The organism is Pseudomonas fluorescens, from assembly GCF_001623525.1.
Lineage (GTDB): Bacteria > Pseudomonadota > Gammaproteobacteria > Pseudomonadales > Pseudomonadaceae > Aquipseudomonas > Aquipseudomonas fluorescens_Q.
The window spans coordinates 6,533,763-6,553,207 of the sequence record NZ_CP015225.1 but is presented as its reverse complement, the minus strand read 5'-3'; the positions used below and the strand labels follow the sequence as shown (position 1 = coordinate 6,553,207).

Sequence of the window (19,445 nt, the reverse complement as noted above, 5' to 3'; positions counted from 1 at the left end):
GAACCATCGCGCGTCTACGCTTCTCTATGAATAACTCCATGCATTCATAGGGAAGCCAGCATGCTCAAGCCACCCCATCTCCTGATCGTCGCCCTTGCCGCCGGGCTTGTCGCTTGTGGCGAGTCGTCCACCCTGCAAGTGTCCGACGGCACCGGTCCTGCGCCGAAGCTGCCTGAACCGAACAAGACCCTGGTGCCTACCGTCAACATCGCCGAAGCCGTCGGCTGGGCCAGCGGCGCCAAACCCACCCCGGCCCCAGGCCTGCAAGTGGTCGCCTTCGCCGAAGGGCTGGACCATCCGCGCTGGCTCTATGTGTTGCCCAATGGCGATGTGCTGGTGGCCGAAACCAACGCCCCACCCAAACCGGACGATTCCAAGGGCATCCGCGGCTGGGTGATGAAAAAGGTCATGGGCCGCGCCGGTGCCGGCGTGCCCAGCCCCAATCGCATCACGCTGCTGCGCGACGCCAATCATGACGGCGTCGCCGAAACCCGCACGGTGTTCCTGGAAAATCTCAACTCGCCGTTCGGCATGACCCTGGTGGGCAATGACCTGTACGTGGCCGACACCGATCGGCTGATCCGCTTCCCCTATAAGGACGGTGACACGCAGATCAAGGCGCAACCGACCAAGGTCGTCGATTTGCCGGGCGGCACGCTCAATCATCACTGGACCAAAAACGTCATCGCCAGCCGGGACGGCAGCAAGCTGTACGTCACCACAGGTTCGAACAGCAACGTCGCGGAAAACGGCATGGAGGCCGAAGAAGGTCGCGCCGCCATCTGGGAAGTGGACCGAGCCAGCGGCAATCACCGCATATTTGCCTCGGGCCTGCGCAACCCCAACGGCCTGGCCTGGGAACCCCGCAGCGGTGCCCTGTGGACGGCCGTGAACGAGCGGGATGAAATCGGCAGCGACCTGGTGCCGGACTACATCACTTCGGTCAAGGACGGCGCGTTCTATGGCTGGCCCTACAGCTACTATGGGCAGCACGTCGATGTGCGGGTCGAACCGCAGAATCCGGCCCTGGTGGCCAAGGCCATCGCCCCGGACTATGCCGTCGGCCCTCACACCGCATCGCTGGGCCTGACCTTCGCCGAAGGCAGCCGCTTACCGGCACCGTTCACCGAAGGGGCGTTCATCGGGCAGCACGGCTCTTGGAACCGTAAACCCCACAGTGGTTATAAAGTGATTTTTGTACCGTTCACTGGCGGCAAGCCCGTGGGACAACCCGTGGATGTGCTCACCGGCTTCCTGAACGCCGACGAAAAAGCCCAGGGCCGGCCGGTGGGCGTGGTGATCGATCAACAGGGTGGGTTGTTGGTGGCTGATGATGTGGGAAACAAGGTTTGGCGAGTGTCGGGTAAATAACCCACCACCAAGACTTGTGAAGGAACCCTGTTTGGTCCGGGGACATGGTGAACCCCGTGGCGAGGGAGCTTGCTCCCGCTGGGCTGCGAAGCAACCCCCAGCTTCTGGCGGTTGCTGCGCAACCGAGCGGGAGCAAGCTCCCTCGCCACAAAAGCTTTCTAGCACTGCAAACGTTGAAGGGTCAGGGATTACGCGCCAGATGTTCCGACTGCAGCACCCGCTTGGCACCCAGGTAAGCCTTCTGCCAATAGGCCTTGGACAAGCTGTCGAGCTTGACCGTGCCACCGGTGGCCGGTGCATGGACGAAACGGCCCTCCCCCACATAGATCCCGGCATGGCTGACCTGGGAGCCGCCGTTGGTGGCGAAGAAAATCAAATCACCTGTCTGCAACGCCTCCTTGCCCACATCCGGGGCGCGCATGCCGATCATTTCCCGCGTGGAACGTGGCAGGGAAATACCCGCCGCATCGCGGTAGACGTAACCAATCAAGCCGCTGCAATCGAAACCCGAATCCGGCGTATTACCGCCCCAGCGATACGGCGTCCCCACCAAACCCAATGCCCGGAACAGCACATCTTCGGCAGCCGGGGAAAAGGTTTGTGAGGGGGCAAAGACCACCGGAGCCCGCACGGGAGCTGGCGGTGGAGTGCGGCTGGCGCAGGCGCTGAGCAGCGCGGCGAGGAACATGAGAGCGAGGCGGGCCGACGTCGACATATGCAGAACAATCCTGATCTGGATGCGGCTTTTCTGCCGTGGGCATGAAAACAAATCCGCCTGCGGAGTACGCAGGCGGATTGCCATCAAACAATGATCAGGATTCTAGCGGCTATACGACAAACTTCAAGTAAGACTTTAAGTTTGCCTTACAAACTGTGTGCTTACTTGCGGGCAGTGACCACAGTCGGCGCCATGGCGAGGGCGCGCTTGGCTTCGATGAAGGTCTTGCTCCAGTAGCTGTCGCCCAGGCTGTCGATCCGCACGCCACCGCTGCGGCGGCTGCTGGAATGGATGAACTGGTTGTCGCCCAGGTAGATACCGGCGTGGCTGACGCGACCGCGACGACCGTTGGTGCTGAAGAACAGCAGGTCACCGGGCTCCAGTTGGTTGCGAGCCACCAGTGGGGCGTTCACGTTGATCATTTCGCGGGTGGAGCGCGGCAGGTTCATGCCGGCCTCTTCGCGGAACAGATAACCGATGAAACCGCTGCAATCGAAGCCAGCTTCAGAGGTGCCGCCAAAACGGTAGCGGGTACCGATCAACGACATCCCACGTTCCAGGATGCTGTCAGCCAATACTGGAAGCTGGTAAGGCTTGCTGCCGGCGAAGGCTGCGAGCTCTTTGTCGGAGGCCATTTCTTCCTGGAACGCAACGGAGGAAGACTGGGCGGTAACGGAGTTCTTGACCTGTGGTTGTTGCTCTTGCTGGGACACTGGGGAGTGGGCAGCGCAACCAAACAACAGGGTAACGAGTGCGAGAGGCACGAGGGGTGCGAAGCGATTTAGCATGGGCACGACCGTGGCTGAAGTAGTAAAGATGGCGAGACTATGCCTTCTATCAACCTCATTTGCAAATTCAATCGATGCAAATGTGACTTCTCGGTTTTACGCTTACATCTAAGCGCTTAAGCCCGACCTGAGCGGGTTACAGCCCTACAGCCCAGTAAAACCGCGGGCTTCACCGGGTCCAGAAGAGGCTTTAAGCCATCATCGGGCGACAGCTTTACCAGCCCAAAGTTTCTTTCAAAAAAGGAATGGTCAGCTTGCGCTGGGCCTGAAGCGAGGCCTGGTCGAGGCGTTCGAGCAGTTCGAACAACGCGCTCATGCTGCGGGTGCCACGGGTGAGGATGAAATGCCCGACTTCGTCGGTCAGGTGCAGGCCACGCCGGGACGCGCGCAGCTGCAAGGCACGAAGTTTGTCTTCGTCGGAAAGCGGACGCATCTGGAAAATCAGCGCCAGGGTGAGACGGGACTTGAGGTCCGCCAGCTTCACCGGCAGCTCCCGTGGCGACGTCGACGCGGCGATCAACAAGCGCCGACCGCTGTCGCGCAACCGATTGAACAGATGAAACAGCGCCTCTTCCCAATCAGCCTTGCCGGCCACGGCCTGGAGATCGTCCAGGCAGACCAGTTCGTACTGCTCAAGGTTGTCGAGGATCTCAACACCGCGGTCAAGCAATTCGGCCAACGGCAGGTACACCGCAGGTTCGCCCAATTGTTCGAACCGCAGGCACGCGGCCTGCAACAGATGCGTGCGCCCTACCCCGTCCTTGCCCCACAGGTAGATCAGGCTTTCGGTCCAGCCGGCGTCGGCTTCGCAAAGCCGCTCGACATAGCCGAGTGCAGCGGCATTGGCGCCTGGGTAGTAATTGATAAAGGTGGCGTCATCACGCAGACGCACACCTAGGGGCAGCTGAATCGGTTTCATGCTGACTGAACAGTTCCAAAGGAACCGTTAGTGGCCTCTGTGTAAAGTTCGCAAAGTTTATACCCGTGACACGGACCGCACAATGCGCCGGACCACGAGCAAAATCAAAGGTTTGCAGCGGAAAGAGGACAGAGCGTCGGTTTCCCTGACGCTCCGCCAACGATTTGCCCTACAGGTCGGGGTCTTCAGCGCCGCTATAAATGTCCGAATCCTTGTACAAATCATGCATATGGCGCACCAGCACCATGATCACCGCCGCCATCGGCAGCGCCAACAGAATCCCGGTGAAGCCGAACAACTCTCCCCCAGCCAGGATCGCGAAGATCACCGCTACCGGATGCAGGCCAATACGATCGCCCACCAGCAGCGGCGTCAGCACCATGCCCTCCAGCGCCTGACCGACCATGAACACCGCGACGATGCCCAGCATCGGGTACAGGTCGCCGCCGAACTGGAACAATCCGGCGATCAATGCCGCGCCAATACCAATCACAAACCCCATGTACGGCACGATGGCGGCCAGGCCGGCGATGAGGCCGATCAACAGGCCCAGCTCCAGTCCTACCAGCATCAGCCCTGCGGCATAGATGAAACCCAGGGCCACCATCACCAGCAGTTGCCCGCGCACGAACGCCCCCAGCACTTCGTGGCATTCGAAGGTCAAGGTCATGATGCGTTCTTCACGGTGACGCGGCAGCAGGCTACGAATCTTCGCCATCATCAGATCCCAATCCCGCAGCAGATAGAAGGCCACCACCGGAATCAACACCAGGTTCGCCAGCCAGCCGATCAACGCCAGGCCCGAGGCCGTGGCCTGGCTCAACACCACGCCAACGATGTCGGTGGTCTGGCCCATATGCTCACTGATAGCCGCCTTGACCTTGTCGAACTTCCAGAAACCGTCCGCCAGCCCTAGCTTCGATTGCACCCACGGCACCGCGCTGTGCTGCAACCAATCGAGCATCTGCGGCGCCAATTCGTACAGGCGCAACAGTTGCTTGGCGAGCATCGGTATCAGCACCAGCAACAGGGCGCTCACAATCAGTGTGAACAGCGCAAATACCGCCACCACGCCCCATGTGCGCGACAGGCCGAGTTTTTCCAGGCGATCCACCACCGGATCGAACAGATAGGCCAACAGCAGCGCGACCAGGAACGGCGTCAGGATCGGATGCAGCAAATAGATAAGGGCGAACAGCAGGGCAACCCCACCCAACCAGAACCAACGCCGCGTATCGCCCATGAACCACTCCTAGCTATATAAAGAAAGAAAACCTACCAGCGGAACCGCAGATTGGCTGCCGGCGCCGGCACAGGTGCTGCAACCGGGACCGAGCCATCGGCGGCGGGAGGCGCCACTGGCGCTGGCGCGACGGCCTCGCCGGGCGGAACTTCCTGAAGTTTCGCCAGGGCCAGTTGCGCCTTCAACTGCTCGGCGCTGCCATTGACTCGATAGACGATCCGATCACCCTCGACCTGCTGCAACTGCCCACCAAATGGTTCGAGCAAACGCCCAAGCGCCGCATACCGCTCAAGGTTCATGCCCTGCACCTCCAGCAACTGTTCAGTCGCCACGCCCGGCTTGGCGACGAAGCGCGGCGCCAGGCGCTGGTTCACCGCCAACATCACCGCGTCAGCCAATGCGGCCGGATCGGCGCCCTGGGCCGTACCCTGCTCACGCTGATCGCCCAGCCACAGGCGCCAGGCCCCATTCCACTGCCCGCCCTCCTCCTTGGCGTGGACCGCCAGCAAGGCGTCTGTCGCGTAGCGCTCCGAGGCATCGCGCAAAGGCGCCGGGTCGCTGCCTTCCAGGTTTGGTGCGGTGGCAACGATCTGCTCGCTCAAGTCCGCCAGCGGCAGGTGCAACGCCAGCCCCCGATGCTGGGCGGCACGCCGCAATGGCGTGGCGCTGGCCTGGCCATCGCCCACCAGGCTGGAGCCCTCGGCTGAGTCGTTCAGCCACCAACCCAGGATCGATGGCCGGTTCGCACTCCACAGTGACAAGCCTGCCGAGCGCAATGCCCGGTCGGTACTCGCCGGGTCGAAGTCCACCTTGAGGCTTTCCGGCGGGCCGGCGTCGTAGCCATATTGAAGAATGATCTGTTGCGGGTCCTTGCGGATCGCCGCCAGGCCAGGATTCTGGGCAGCCTTGGCGTCGCCGGTCAGGCGCAGCACCAACGTGTCCAGCGCACGCAGAGTCGCCTGGTTACGCTCTTCCGGGGTCTGGCTGCTGACCGGTTCGAGCACTTGATACAGGCCATTGACGGTTTCGGCATGACTCGCCAGGCTGATCAGCGCCAGGCAGCCCATAGACAAGAGTTTGAACAAACGCATGGAAGATTCCCGGACATAACGGCTGGAACAGGCCGTGTGAAGAAGATTGAGCATGGCTGTGACCACAACACCCGGCAAAACATTCACACGCCCGATGGAAGTTTCGCACGGTCATCACCATAGCCGGTTACCGCTACACCTTATACAGACGCGCTACGCAGTACCAATATAAGAAATATCGGTTTTTTTCCGTGGATATGTCCCTGCCCGTCGGCGCGAGGATGGCCGCTGCCCCTCAAGCCTGATAAAATCGCGCGCCTTCGCAGACCGGCAATGGCTGGGCTCCCGGAATAATTCGTACAACGGTTATTCAATGGCCCCGGCGTCGGTCGTTACCCAGAAATCCCCCCTAAAGGCCTGGATCATGAGCAAGCAACCCTCCCTGAGCTACAAGGACGCCGGTGTAGACATCGACGCCGGTGAAGCATTGGTCGAACGCATCAAGAGCGTCGCCAAGCGCACTGCGCGTCCGGAAGTCATGGGCGGCCTGGGCGGTTTCGGCGCCCTCTGCGAGATCCCGGCCGGCTACAAGCAACCGGTCCTGGTCTCGGGCACCGACGGTGTCGGCACCAAGCTGCGCCTGGCCCTGAACCTGAACAAGCACGACAGCATCGGCATCGACCTGGTGGCCATGTGCGTGAACGACCTGGTGGTCTGCGGCGCCGAGCCGCTGTTCTTCCTCGACTACTACGCCACCGGCAAACTGAACGTCGATACCGCCGCTCAGGTGGTGACCGGCATCGGTGCCGGCTGTGAACTGTCCGGCTGCTCCCTGGTCGGTGGCGAAACCGCTGAAATGCCTGGCATGTACGAAGGCGAAGACTACGACCTGGCCGGCTTCTGCGTCGGCGTGGTAGAGAAAGCCGAGATCATCGACGGCTCGAAAGTCGCCGCTGGCGATGCCCTGCTCGCCCTGCCGTCCTCCGGCCCGCACTCCAACGGCTACTCGCTGATCCGCAAGATCATCGAAGTCTCGGGTGCCGACATCGAAAACACCCAGCTCGACGGCAAGCCACTGGCCGACCTGCTGATGGCCCCGACTCGCATCTACGTCAAGCCACTGCTCAAGTTGATCAAGGACACCGGCGCCGTCAAGGCCATGGCCCACATCACCGGTGGTGGCTTGCTGGACAACATCCCGCGCGTGTTGCCAAAAGGCGCCCAGGCCGTGGTCGACGTGGCGAGCTGGACCCGCCCGGCGGTGTTCGACTGGCTGCAAGAGAAAGGCAATGTCGATGAAACCGAAATGCACCGCGTGCTGAACTGCGGCGTGGGCATGGTCATCTGCGTGGCCCAGGAGCACGTCGAGACCGCCCTGAACGTATTGCGTGAAGCTGGCGAGCAGCCTTGGGTCATCGGCCAGATCGCTACCGCGGCCGAAGGCGCTGCACAGGTCGAGCTGAAAAACCTTAAGGCGCATTGATGTCCGCAACCTGTGACGTGGTGGTGCTGCTGTCCGGCACCGGCAGTAATTTGCAGGCCCTGATCGACAGCACCCGGACCGGCGACAGCCCGGTCCGTATCCGCGCGGTAATCTCCAACCGCGCCGATGCCTATGGCCTGCAACGCGCCAAGGACGCGGGGATCGACACCCGCGTCCTGGATCACAAGGCGTTCGAGGGCCGCGAAGCCTTCGACGCCGCGTTGATCGAACAGATCGACACCTTCAATCCGCAACTGGTGGTCCTCGCTGGCTTCATGCGCATCCTCAGCGCCGGCTTCGTGCGTCACTACCAGGGCCGCCTGTTCAATATCCATCCTTCGCTGCTACCCAAATACAAAGGGTTACACACTCACCAGCGGGCGCTGGAGGCCGGAGACACGGAGCATGGCTGCTCGGTGCACTTTGTCACCGAGGAACTCGATGGCGGACCACTGGTCGTACAGGCAGTAATACCGGTAGAGTTGCACGACACGCCGCAAAGCCTGGCGCAACGGGTTCACGCCCGCGAGCACCAGATCTACCCGATGGCCGTGCGTTGGTTTGCCGAAGGAAGGCTGACCCTCGACGATCGCGGTGCCTCACTGGACGGCCAGTTGCTCGCCGCCAGCGGCCATTTGATTCGATACTAGGAGATTTTATGCGTCGCGCCCTGCTCTTCGCTTGCGCTCTGCTTGCCCTGCCCCTGGCACAGGCTGCGGAACTACAACCGTTCTCCGCCAGCTACACCGCCGACTGGAAACAGCTGCCCATGAGCGGCACCGCCGAGCGCAGCCTGACCAAGGAAGCCAACGGTACCTGGAAGCTGAGCTTCAAGGCTTCGATGATGATCGCCAGCCTGACCGAAGAAAGCACCCTGACCCTGGACAAGGACACGCTGCTGCCACAGTCCTACCACTTCGAACGCGGTGGCCTGGGCAAAGCCAAGAAGGCCGACCTGGACTTCGATTGGAACACCAAGATGGTCACCGGCACCGATCGCGGCGACGCGGTCAAGCTGCCGCTCAACCGTGGCATGGTCGATAAATCCACCTATCAACTGGCCCTGCAGCACGACGTGGCGGCCGGCAAGAAAAGCATGAGCTATCAGGTCGTCGATGATGGCGAGATCGATACTTATGACTTCCGCGTGCTGGGCTCGGAAAAAGTCGACACCAAGGCCGGCCAGATCGACGCGATCAAGGTCGAGCGCGTGCGCGACCCGACGCAAAGCAAACGCATCACCGTGCTCTGGTTCGCCAAGGACTGGGACTACCTGCTGGTGCGCCTGCAACAGGTCGAGACCGACGGCAAGGAGTACAACATCATGCTCCTGGACGGTACGGTCAACGGCAAGGCTGTGAAAGGCAGCTGATCGACGCAAACACCAGGAAGCCCCGCCATGCGGGGCTTTTTATTGCCTGGATTTCAAGCTCCCACAGGATTTGTATTCATGGAGGATTGCGACATGAAATCTTCTTCATGAAAAACACCTGCGACCGAATGCCGCGCACCACTTGGCCTGCAGGATTATGGCGCTTTCCATGAAAACTTCTTAACGAACCGGGGCATTTACGTAGCACGCTATCCAAATCTATAACAAAGTCCTGCACACGCCTTGCTGCAGATAACAGAGATTGGAGCTTGCAAGATGACTGTGAAAGTAACTGAACGCGATGACGCCCATATGTCCCACGAAGGCATTGCCGCCGGTATCCGGATCTGGGATGTGCATCAACAGGATTTGCTGGTGGGGATGTTCCACTCGGAGACGGATGCCCATAGCTACAAGGCTGAGCTGGAGCGCGAGGAACGGCTGCGCTCGCGAGAAATGGCGGAATCCTGAACGACACCGGGACCCTGTGGCGAGGGAGCTTGCTCCCGCTGGGCTGCGTAGCAGCCCTTTCTTGTGAGCGCTTCGCACTCAAGCGGGAGCAAGCTCCCTCGCCACGGGTTGTTTTTTCAGGTTGCCGGCGTTACCACATCAAATCATCCGGAATCTGATACGCCGCGTACGGATCATCGGCATCCACTTCTTCGGTCTGGGTGTTGAGCTGGACGATGCGCTTGGGATCGCGCTCCTGGATCTTCAGGGCCGCCTCGCGCGGGATCACTTCGTAACCGCCGGCATGGTGGACGATCGCCAACGAGCCGCTGCTCAGCTTGTTGCGCATCAGGGTGTTGACCGAGATGCGCTTGACCTTCTTGTCGTCGACGAAGTTGTAGTAATCCTCGGTGGTCAGCTTCGGCAGGCGCGAGACTTCGATCAATTGCTTGATCTGCGCGGCCCGGGCCTTCTGCTCGACCTTTTCCTGCTGCTGCCGGTTGAGTTCCTGGTCGCGCTTGACCTTCTCGGCCATGGCCTCCTGGGCCGCACGTTGCTGGGAGTCATCCAGTTCGATCTGGCCTTTGTGGGCCAGGCGCTGCTGCTTCTGTTTCTCTTTGCCGACCTGTTTGGCCTGCTTTTGGTTGACCAGCCCTGCTTTGAGCAACTGGTCGCGAAGGGAAAGGCTCATGGTGCTTACTCACTTAGGCAACGGCCTCAGCCACAGCTGGGCAAATTCTTTTCCTGACGTTTGGCTTCGCCCCACAAGGCGTCCAACTCTTCGAGGGTGCAATCTTCCATGGGACGGTGGGTGTCGCGCAATGCCTGTTCGATAAATCGGAACCTTCGTTCGAACTTCCCGTTGGCGCCACGCAGGGCGGTTTCCGGGTCGACCTTGAGGTGGCGAGCCAGATTCACCACGCTGAACAGCAAGTCACCGATCTCGTCGCTGATAGCCACCGGATCGTTGTCGGCCATGGCTTCGAGGACTTCGTCCAGCTCCTCCCGGACCTTGTCGAGCACCGGCAACGGGCCTGGCCAGTCGAAACCGACCTGCGCCGCACGCTTTTGCAGCTTCGCCGAACGGGACAACGCCGGCAGCGCCCCCGGCACATCGTCGAGCAGCGACAACTGCTCGGGGGCCGCGGCTTTCTCGGCCCGCTCCTCTGCCTTGATCTCTTCCCAGCGCTGCTTGACCTGCTCTTCACTCAGGCGCGGGATGTCCACTGGCGCGTAAAGGTCCCCGGTAGGAAACACATGGGGATGGCGGCGGATCAGCTTGCGGGTAATGCTGTCGACCACGCCGGCAAATTCGAAGCGGTTCTCTTCCCGGGCCAACTGGCTGTAATACACCACTTGGAACAACAGGTCGCCCAACTCGCCCTGCAAATGATCGAAATCGCCGCGCTCGATGGCATCGGCCACTTCGTAGGCTTCTTCAAGCGTATGAGGAACGATGGTCGCGTAGGTTTGCTGGATGTCCCACGGACAGCCGTACTGCGGGTCCCGCAGGCGGTTCATCAGGTGGAGCAGGTCTTCGAGGCTATACATCAATCCATCTCATCACAAAATAACCCTGTGGGAGCGGGCTTGCTCGCGATGGCGGCCGGTCAGTGATGGACCGCTATCGCGAGCAAGCTCGCTCCCACATGTTTGGACTGCGCTTAACCTGGCGTCCGGTTACGCCGGGTCTCGATGATGTTCGGCAACTGGGAAATCCGCCCCAGCAACCGCCCCAGCGCATCCAACCCTGGGATCTCGATGGTCAGCGACATCAGCGCGGTGTTGTCTTCCTTGTTCGAACGGGTGTTGACCGCCAGCACGTTGATCCGCTCGTTCAGCAACACCTGGGACACGTCACGCAGCAGGCCGGAGCGGTCGTAGGCACGGATGACGATGTCCACCGGGTAGGTGAGCACCGGTACCGGGCCCCAACTGACCTGGATGATCCGCTCCGGCTCGCGACCGGCCAGTTGCAGCACCGAGGCACAGTCCTGGCGGTGAATGCTCACGCCACGGCCCTGGGTGATGTAGCCGACGATCGCATCCCCCGGCAACGGCTGGCAGCAGCCGGCCATCTGGGTCATCAGGTTGCCCACGCCCTGGATCTGGATATCGCCACGCTTGCCCGGTTTGTAGCCGGTAGCCTTGCGCGGGATCAGCTCCAGTTGCTCGTTGCCCCGCTCCGGCTCCACCAGTTGCTGGGCCAGGTTGACCAACTGCGCCAGGCGCAGATCGCCGGCACCGAGGGCGGCGAACATGTCTTCGGCGGTTTTCATGTTGGCTTTTTCGGCCAGCTTGTCGAAATCCACCTGCGGCAGGCCCAGGCGACCGAGTTCGCGCTCGAGCAGGGTCTTGCCAGCGGCGACGTTCTGGTCGCGAGCCTGCAACTTGAACCAGTGGACGATTTTCGCCCGGGCCCGCGACGTGGTGATGTAGCCCAGGTTCGGGTTCAACCAGTCGCGGCTCGGCGTACCGTGCTTGCTGGTGATGATCTCGACCTGTTCACCGGTCTGCAGACTGTAGTTGAGCGGTACGATCCGCCCGTTGATCTTGGCGCCACGGCAGTTGTGGCCGATCTCGGTGTGGACCCGGTAGGCGAAGTCCAGCGGCGTCGCGCCCTTGGGCAGGTCGATGGCATGGCCGTCGGGGGTGAAGATATAGACCCGGTCCGGCTCGATATCGACCCGCAGCTGTTCGGCCAGGCCGCCGATGTCACCCAGTTCCTCGTGCCACTCCAGCACCTGACGCAGCCAGGAGATCTTCTCTTCGTAGTGATTGGAGCCGGACTTGACGTCGGTGCCCTTGTATTTCCAGTGGGCGCAGACGCCCAGCTCAGCCTCCTCGTGCATCGCATGGGTGCGAATCTGCACTTCCAGTACCTTGCCCTCGGGGCCGATCACTGCAGTGTGCAGCGAGCGATAACCGTTTTCCTTGGGGTTGGCGATGTAGTCGTCGAACTCCTTCGGAATGTGCCGCCATAAGGTATGGACGATCCCCAGCGCGGTGTAGCAGTCGCGCATTTCCGGGACCAGGACGCGAACGGCGCGAACGTCGTAGATCTGGCTGAATTCCAGGCCCTTGCGCTGCATTTTTCGCCAGATCGAGTAGATGTGCTTGGCCCGGCCACTGATGTCGGCTACCACGCCGGTGGCCTGCAACTCTTCGCGCAACTGGGTCATCACATCGGTGATGAAACGCTCGCGATCCAGGCGCCGCTCATGCAACAGCTTGGCGATCTGTTTGTATTGATCCGGCTCCAGGTAGCGGAAGGACAGGTCCTCCAGCTCCCACTTGATGTGACCGATGCCGAGACGGTGGGCCAGGGGGGCATAGATGTCGAACACCTCCCGGGCGACCCGATTGCGTTTTTCGTCATCGGCAGACTTCACGGCGCGGATGGCGCAGGTACGTTCGGCCAGCTTGATCAGCGCGACGCGCACGTCGTCAACCATCGCCACCAGCATCTTGCGCAGGTTTTCCACCTGGCCCTGGGTGCCCAGCACCATGGACTGGCGCGGGCTGAGGCTGGCGCTGATGGCGGCCATGCGCAGCACGCCATCGATCAGCTTGGCGACCACCGTGCCGAAGCGCTGGCTGACCACCGGTAGCTGGATCTGGCCTTCGCGCACGCCGCGGTACAACACCGCCGCCACCAGGGAGTCCTGGTCGAGCTTGAGGTCAGCAAGAATTTCGGCGATCTCCAGGCCCGTCTGGAAACTCGAGGTGCCTTCGGACCACAGGTTCTTCGCTGCGTTATGTTGCTGCTCCGCCTCACGAGCGAACTCGCAGGCGGCCTTCAAGGCTTCGCGATCCAGAGCCATGTCGACGCTGACCGCATGATCGAGCCAAGCCTCGAGATTGATACTGCCGTCGGTGTTGATCGGCTGGTGTGCTCTCACCTGTACCATCTTTACTTACCTTCCCTACGACGCAGATTCAATGCGTCAACTTCGCTGACCTTCATGCCCGTGTTTACGCCCAGGGCTGTGGCGAGTTGGCACGAACGGGTCAGTCGGACAAGCCATCCTGGCTCGCTTCAAATAACGCCATGGCCTCGACATGCGCCGTTTGAGGAAACATATCGAGAATCCCGGCACGTTTTAACCGGTAGCCCTGCTTGATCAGTTCGACCGTATCCCGGGCCAAAGTTGCCGGGTTGCACGATACATAGACCAATCGTTTGGCACCCAGGGACGACAGTTTGCGCACCACCTCGAAAGCACCGTCACGGGGTGGGTCCAAGAGTACCGCAGAAAAGCCTTCGCCGATCCATTCGGCATCAGCCAGAGGCTGGGATAAATCGGCCTGAAAAAAGGCCGTGTTATTCAAATTGTTACTGACGGCATTGGCCGCCGCACGATCCACCATGGTCTGCACGCCTTCGACAGCCACCACCTGACGCACGCTTTGGGCCAGCGGCAAGGCAAAGTTGCCCAGGCCGCAGAACAGATCCAGCACCCGTTCCTCGGCTCGCGGTGCCAGCCATTGCAGGGCCTGGGCGATCATCGCCTCGTTGACCCCGGCGTTCACCTGGATGAAATCCCCCGGTCGGTAAGCCAGCTCAAGGTCCCAGGCATCCAGGCGAAACCCGAGAGCTTGCCCGGGCTCGACCGGTTGCGGCTCACCTTCACCGTGCAACCACAACTGGGCTTCATGGAACGCGCAGAAGTCCTTGAGGATCGTCAGGTCGGCCTCCGACAGCGGCGCCATGTGGCGCAGCAATACCGCGCGGGACGAACCGGCGAACAATTCCACATGCCCCAACGCCTGGGGTTTGCTCAAGCGACGCAGCATCTCCGGCAGGCGGCTCATGATCGGCTGCAAGGGCTGTACCAGCACCGGGCAATCACCAATGGCGACGATGTCCTGGCTGCCGACGGCGCGGAAACCGACTTCGAGTTTTTTCGCCTTCTGATCCCAGCGCACCGCCACGCGGGCGCGACGCCGGTAACCGAATTCCGGCCCGCTCAAGGGCGCGGCCCATTCCTCTGGCACCACCCCGGCCACCCGCGACAACTGCTCGGCGAGCATGCGCTGTTTCAGGGCGAGTTGTTCGTCATGGGGCAAATGTTGGACGCTGCAACCGCCGCAGCGACCAGCATGGACGCACGGCGCCGCACGTCGCAGTTCACTGGGCAGGAACACGCGCTCGGTACGGGCCTCGACCACTTTGCCATGGGCACCGAGCACCCGCGCCTCGACTTCTTCGCCGGCCAGGGCGCCGATGACAAACCAGGTGCGCCCTTCAATGAAGGCGATGCCCCGACCGTCGTTGGCCAGGCGCTCGATGGTCAAGCGCTGCTTCTTGCCGGTGGGCACTTGCGGGGCCCGGCTTCCGCCGCTGGGCTGGAAGCGCAGGCCTCTCTCTTGCTTGGCCATCAGTTGGGCGCGTCGAAAATGCCGGTCGACAGGTAACGGTCGCCACGGTCACAGATGATCGCGACGATCACCGCGTTTTCAACTTCCTTGGACAGGCGCAGCATCCCCGCCACGGCACCGCCCGAAGACACGCCGCAGAAGATGCCTTCTTCGCGCGCCAGGCGACGGGTGGTGTCCTCGGCTTCGCTCTGGGCCATGTCGATGATGCGATCCACGCGGTCGGCCTGGTAGATCTTCGGCAAATACTCTTCGGGCCAGCGACGAATACCGGGGATGGCCGAGCCTTCCATCGGTTGCAGGCCAATGATCTGCACGTTCGGGTTCTGTTCTTTCAGATAGCGCGAGGTGCCCATGATGGTGCCGGTGGTGCCCATCGAGCTGACGAAATGGGTGATGGTGCCGTCGGTCTGACGCCAGATCTCAGGGCCGGTGGAGGTGTAGTGGGCCTCTGGATTGTCGCCGTTGGCGAACTGGTCCAGCACTTTGCCACGACCCTCGGCCTGCATGCGCTCGGCCAGGTCCCGGGCACCTTCCATGCCCTGCTCCTGAGTCACCAGGATCAACTCGGCACCGTAGGCCGTCATCGCTGCCTTGCGCTCGGCGCTGGAGTTGTCGGGCATGATCAGGATCATCTTGTAGCCCTTGATCGCCGCCGCCATCGCCAGGGCAATACCGGTGTTGCCGGAGGTCGCCTCGATCAGCGTGTCGCCAGGCCGGATCTGTCCGCGCAATTCGCCACGGGTGATCATCGACAGCGCCGGCCGGTCCTTGACCGAACCCGCCGGGTTATTCCCTTCGAGCTTGAGCAAAAGCGTATTAGTGGTCACGCCGGGCAAGCGTTGCAAACGGACCAGCGGAGTGTTGCCGACGCAATCGGCGATGGTTGGGTACTGCAGAGTCATGGCGTATTCGCAATCCGGACTGCGGGGGCGCCTATCATACCGGCAAACCCGGCGCGGCCATATCACGCAAAGTGTGGTGGTTATGGCTTATGGGAATAAGCGAGCCAAGGTGTGACGAGTGAGCTTGCTTCCGCCTGCCGGCGTAGCGGCCTCAAGCTATTTTCTGAGTGGCAGGGGCGAGGAGGCTGCACATCGGCTGAAACTCATCGCTAACGTCGCGAACATGAACAGTGAACGAAGTCTGATGGGGGGGGGACCTTACACATGGAGGCGCCCCCCTACCCTCAACATCCAAACCTATACCCTCTGGACGTCAAATATCCCATCGACTTTTTGGTGATCCGAGGTCTTCACATCAAAATGACCTCTGTACTTGCTTTTCGTCTCGATGGTGTCAAGGGTCAAGGCTCCGGTTGCCGCCTCCCCCTGGAAACCGTGGAACGACATATATATCCAGATACCATGTTCCTTGATCTCATAGGTACCAGGTGCTGTCAGTGAGCTGAACTGCACGATGACAATACCCTCCCCTATGAGCCCCACAATGGAGTGACCGGGTTGATCCAGGATATGAACATCCTCGGTTTTCGTAACCTGTCCATTAAGCGAGATAGTTATTGAGCCTTTCGCATCAAGTCGGGGTGCAATCTTTACAGCTTTCAATCTTTCTTCTGCATGCTTGGTATTCATGTTGTTCTCCCGTTGTTTCTATGCAGTTCAACGAGACCGAGCTTAAACAGAAGAACGAAAACAACACCTGTCAACGTTGACAGGCCCGACCGAAGGTCCGATGGGCGAGTCTGAGCGGACACAGGCCCGGAGGTTGCTTGCCAGGTCATTACAGGATTGGCAGTACGGATGCGCGGGCAGGCATGATTTTTACGAAGATTGCCCGCCCGCAAATCGCTACACTGCGCAGGTATTGCATGCCGGATGCGTGCAAGTTCAATCAAACCCGCTGGATGCAGGAGACAAGTGTGCTCAAGAAACTGGGAATCAAAGGCCGCGTGCTGTTGCTGACCCTGTTGCCAACCAGCCTGATGGCGCTGGTCCTGGGCGGCTATTTCACCTGGATGCAACAATCGGAGCTGCATGCCCAGTTGTTGCAACGCGGTGAAATGATTGCCGAACAACTTGCTCCGCTGGTCGCCCCAGCCATGAGCCGCCAGGACATCGATCTACTGGAGCGCATCGCCACCCAGTCCCTCGAACAGGCGGACGTGCGCGCCGTCACCTTCCTCGCCCCCGACCGCGTACCACTGGCCCACGCCGGCCCGACCATGCTCAACCGGGCGCCGGAGGGCAACAGCACGCAGCTACTGCAACGCACTGGCAACGACGCCACGCGCTACTTGCTGCCGGTATTCGGCAAGCACCGCAACCTGGCGGGGGAACTGATTCCCGAAGAAGCCGACCGCCTGTTGGGCTGGGTCGAGTTGGAGTTGTCCCACAGCGGTATGTTGCTGCGCGGCTATCGCAGCCTGTTCGCCAGCCTGCTGCTGATCGCCGCTGGCCTGTGCCTGACCGGCTTGCTGGCCCTGCGCATGGGCCGCACGATCAACCGCCCGCTGAGCCAGATCAAGCAGGCCGTGGCACAGCTCAAGGACGGTCACCTGGAAACCCGCCTGCCGCCGCTGGGCAGCCAGGAGCTGGACGAACTGGCCTCGGGCATCAACCGCATGGCCAGTACCTTGCAGAACGCCCAGGAAGAATTGCAGCACAGCATCGACCAGGCCACCGAGGACGTGCGCCAGAACCTGGAAACCATCGAGATCCAGAACATCGAGCTGGACCTGGCTCGCAAGGAAGCCCTGGAAGCGAGCCGGATCAAATCCGAGTTCCTGGCGAACATGAGCCATGAAATCCGCACGCCGCTCAACGGTATCCTCGGCTTTACCCACCTGTTGCAGAAAAGCGAACTGACCCCACGCCAGCTCGACTACCTGGGTACCATTGAAAAATCCGCCGACAGCCTGCTGGGGATCATCAACGAGATCCTCGACTTTTCGAAGATCGAGGCCGGCAAGCTGGTGCTCGACAGCATTCCGTTCAACTTGCGCGACCTGCTGCAGGACACCCTGACCATCCTCGCCCCCGCCGCCCATGCCAAGCAGTTGGAACTGGTGAGCCTGGTCTACCGGGACACGCCACTGTCGCTGGTGGGCGATCCACTGCGCCTCAAGCAGATCCTCACCAACCTGGTGAGCAACGCCATCAAGTTCACCCGCGAGGGCACCATCGTCGCCCGGGCCATGCTCGAAGACGAGCACGAAGACAGCGTGCAGTTGCGCATCAGCATCCAGGACACCGGCATCGGCCTGTCCAACCAGGATGTGCGGGCGCTGTTCCAGGCGTTCAGCCAGGCTGACAATTCGCTGTCGCGGCAACCGGGGGGCACCGGCTTGGGCCTGGTGATTTCCAAGCGCCTGGTGGAACAGATGGGCGGGGAAATCGGCGTCGACAGCACACCGGGCGAAGGCTCGGAATTCTGGATCAGCCTGCGCCTGCCCAAGACCCGTGACGATGCCGAGGACCTGCCCGGCCCACCGTTGCTGGGCCGGCGTGTAGCGGTGCTGGAGAATCACGAACTGGCCCGCCAGGCCTTGCAGCACCAGCTCGAAGACTGTGGCCTGCAAGTGACGCCGTTCAACACCCTGGAAAGCTTGACCAACGGCATCACCATCGCCCACCAGACCGATCAGGCGATCGACCTGGCCGTGCTGGGCATCACCAGCAACGACATGCCACCGGAGCGCCTCAACCAACACATCTGGGACCTTGAGCACCTGGGCTGCAAAGTACTCGTGCTGTGCCCCACCACCGAACAGACCCTGTACCACCTCTCGGTGCCCAACCCTCACAGCCAGCTCCAGGCCAAGCCGGCCTGCACCCGCAAGTTGCGCCGCGCGCTTTCCGACCTGGTCAACCCGCGCCCGACCCGCAGCGACCCCCACGAACCGGTTTCCAGCCGCGCCCCGAAAGTGCTGTGCGTGGACGACAACCCGGCCAACCTGCTGCTGGTACAGACCCTGCTCGAAGACATGGGCGCCAAGGTGCTGGCCGTGGAAAGCGGTTATGCGGCGGTCAAGGCCGTGCAGAAGGAAACCTTCGACCTGGTCTTGATGGACGTGCAGATGCCCGGCATGGACGGTCGCCAGAGCACCGAGGCGGTCCGCCAGTGGGAAAGCGAGCGGCACTGCACGCCGCTGCCGATCGTCGCCCTCACCGCCCACGCCATGGCCAACGAAAAGCGCGCCCTGCTGCAAAGTGGCATGGATGATTATCTGACCAAACCCATCAGCGAGCGGCAACTGGCCCAGGTGGTGCTCAAATGGACTGGCCTGGCCCTGCGCAACCAGTCACCGGAGCGCAGCGGCGATGCCCCGGGCGGCAGCGAACTGTTGGTGCTCGATCACGAAGAAGGCCTTCGCCTGGCCGCCGGCAAGGCTGACCTGGCGGCGGACATGCTGGCGATGCTGCTGGCCTCCCTGGAAGCCGACCGCGAAGCGATCCGCCAGGCCATCGAGGCCAACGATCACAACGCACTGATCGAACGCGTCCACCGCCTGCACGGCGCCACCCGCTACTGCGGCGTACCGCAATTGCGGGCGGCCTGCCAGCGCAGCGAAACCCTGCTCAAGCAACAGGATCCCAAGGCCGCCGACGCCCTGGAGGAATTGGAGCGGGCCATCAACCGCCTGGCCAGCGAGGCGCGTATCAGCGCCTGATCCAGGGCAATGGCGACCGGAGCGATGGCGGTTAAGCTGGGTCTATTCCAATGCCAGG

At 61.6% G+C, this 19,445-nt stretch carries 17 protein-coding genes; 6 read left to right on the top strand and 11 right to left on the bottom strand.

From position 1 onward, the window contains the following. The first annotated feature begins 60 nt into the window (after positions 1–60). Entirely contained in the window at positions 61–1,371 is a 1,311-nt protein-coding gene (locus TK06_RS28570; protein ID WP_063324757.1) for a PQQ-dependent sugar dehydrogenase, read from the top strand. A 181-nt stretch (positions 1,372–1,552) separates the two neighbouring features. On the opposite strand, the gene TK06_RS28565 is transcribed toward TK06_RS28570, so the two are convergent. From TK06_RS28565 to TK06_RS28545, 5 genes are all read right to left on the bottom strand, one after another. After that, positions 1,553–2,086: a C40 family peptidase gene (locus tag TK06_RS28565; protein WP_063324756.1), complete on the bottom strand. Its 534-nt coding sequence runs from the start codon at positions 2,084–2,086 to the stop codon at positions 1,553–1,555. A 164-nt stretch (positions 2,087–2,250) separates the two neighbouring features. Then, positions 2,251–2,877, bottom strand: a complete 627-nt coding sequence (locus TK06_RS28560; RefSeq protein ID WP_003204649.1) for a C40 family peptidase — start codon at positions 2,875–2,877, stop codon at positions 2,251–2,253. A gap of 214 nt (positions 2,878–3,091) precedes the next feature. Further along, positions 3,092–3,796, bottom strand: a complete 705-nt coding sequence (gene hda, locus TK06_RS28555) for a DnaA regulatory inactivator Hda (protein WP_003178999.1) — start codon at positions 3,794–3,796, stop codon at positions 3,092–3,094. Positions 3,797–3,965: 169 nt separating this feature from the next. Then, positions 3,966–5,039 carry an AI-2E family transporter gene (locus tag TK06_RS28550; RefSeq protein ID WP_063324755.1) on the bottom strand — a complete coding sequence of 358 codons (1,074 nt, stop codon included), beginning with the start codon at positions 5,037–5,039 and terminating at the stop codon, positions 3,966–3,968. A 32-nt stretch (positions 5,040–5,071) separates the two neighbouring features. Then, on the bottom strand, positions 5,072–6,130 hold the full coding sequence (locus TK06_RS28545) for a DUF2066 domain-containing protein (protein ID WP_063324754.1): 1,059 nt from the start codon (positions 6,128–6,130) through the stop codon (positions 5,072–5,074). Positions 6,131–6,494: 364 nt separating this feature from the next. On the opposite strand from TK06_RS28545, the gene purM reads away from it, so the two are divergent. The 4 genes from purM to TK06_RS28525 all read left to right on the top strand — a co-directional run bounded on the left by purM (position 6,495) and on the right by TK06_RS28525 (position 9,396). Then, positions 6,495–7,553, top strand: coding sequence for a phosphoribosylformylglycinamidine cyclo-ligase (purM, locus tag TK06_RS28540; protein ID WP_003204658.1), 1,059 nt, complete (start codon positions 6,495–6,497; stop codon positions 7,551–7,553). Then, positions 7,553–8,203, top strand: coding sequence for a phosphoribosylglycinamide formyltransferase (gene purN, locus TK06_RS28535; RefSeq protein ID WP_003204660.1), 651 nt, complete (start codon positions 7,553–7,555; stop codon positions 8,201–8,203). The genes purM and purN overlap by 1 nt, the downstream gene beginning before the upstream one ends. Before the next feature lie 8 nt (positions 8,204–8,211). Continuing rightward, positions 8,212–8,925 carry a DUF3108 domain-containing protein gene (locus tag TK06_RS28530; protein WP_063324753.1) on the top strand — a complete coding sequence of 238 codons (714 nt, stop codon included), beginning with the start codon at positions 8,212–8,214 and terminating at the stop codon, positions 8,923–8,925. 276 nt (positions 8,926–9,201) lie between these two features. Then, positions 9,202–9,396 carry a hypothetical protein gene (locus TK06_RS28525; protein ID WP_025215049.1) on the top strand — a complete coding sequence of 65 codons (195 nt, stop codon included), beginning with the start codon at positions 9,202–9,204 and terminating at the stop codon, positions 9,394–9,396. Positions 9,397–9,526: 130 nt separating this feature from the next. Here the strand turns inward: TK06_RS28525 and TK06_RS28520 are convergent, their stop codons facing one another. From TK06_RS28520 to TK06_RS28495, 6 genes are all read right to left on the bottom strand, one after another. Continuing rightward, the gene (locus TK06_RS28520) at positions 9,527–10,066 is read right to left on the bottom strand and encodes a DUF2058 domain-containing protein (protein WP_053124301.1); all 540 of its coding nucleotides are present in this window, start codon (positions 10,064–10,066) and stop codon (positions 9,527–9,529) included. Between the two features lie 26 nt (positions 10,067–10,092). After that, complete coding sequence (gene mazG / locus TK06_RS28515; protein ID WP_063324752.1) at positions 10,093–10,926, bottom strand: nucleoside triphosphate pyrophosphohydrolase; 834 nt, start codon at positions 10,924–10,926, stop codon at positions 10,093–10,095. 113 nt (positions 10,927–11,039) lie between these two features. After that, a complete protein-coding gene (relA, locus tag TK06_RS28510; protein WP_003204671.1) occupies positions 11,040–13,286 on the bottom strand; it encodes a GTP diphosphokinase in 2,247 nt (748 codons plus the stop codon). A gap of 100 nt (positions 13,287–13,386) precedes the next feature. After that, positions 13,387–14,757 carry a 23S rRNA (uracil(1939)-C(5))-methyltransferase RlmD gene (gene rlmD, locus TK06_RS28505; protein WP_063324751.1) on the bottom strand — a complete coding sequence of 457 codons (1,371 nt, stop codon included), beginning with the start codon at positions 14,755–14,757 and terminating at the stop codon, positions 13,387–13,389. Further along, complete coding sequence (cysM, locus tag TK06_RS28500; protein ID WP_063324750.1) at positions 14,757–15,659, bottom strand: cysteine synthase CysM; 903 nt, start codon at positions 15,657–15,659, stop codon at positions 14,757–14,759. The genes rlmD and cysM overlap by 1 nt, the downstream gene beginning before the upstream one ends. A 297-nt stretch (positions 15,660–15,956) precedes the next feature. Further along, positions 15,957–16,349 (bottom strand): hypothetical protein, encoded by a 393-nt coding sequence (locus tag TK06_RS28495; RefSeq protein WP_063324749.1) that lies wholly within the window; start codon positions 16,347–16,349, stop codon positions 15,957–15,959. Between the two features lie 287 nt (positions 16,350–16,636). Between TK06_RS28495 and TK06_RS28490 the strand changes: the two genes are divergently transcribed. Further along, positions 16,637–19,387: a response regulator gene (locus TK06_RS28490; protein WP_063325240.1), complete on the top strand. Its 2,751-nt coding sequence runs from the start codon at positions 16,637–16,639 to the stop codon at positions 19,385–19,387. Positions 19,388–19,445 lie beyond the last annotated feature (58 nt).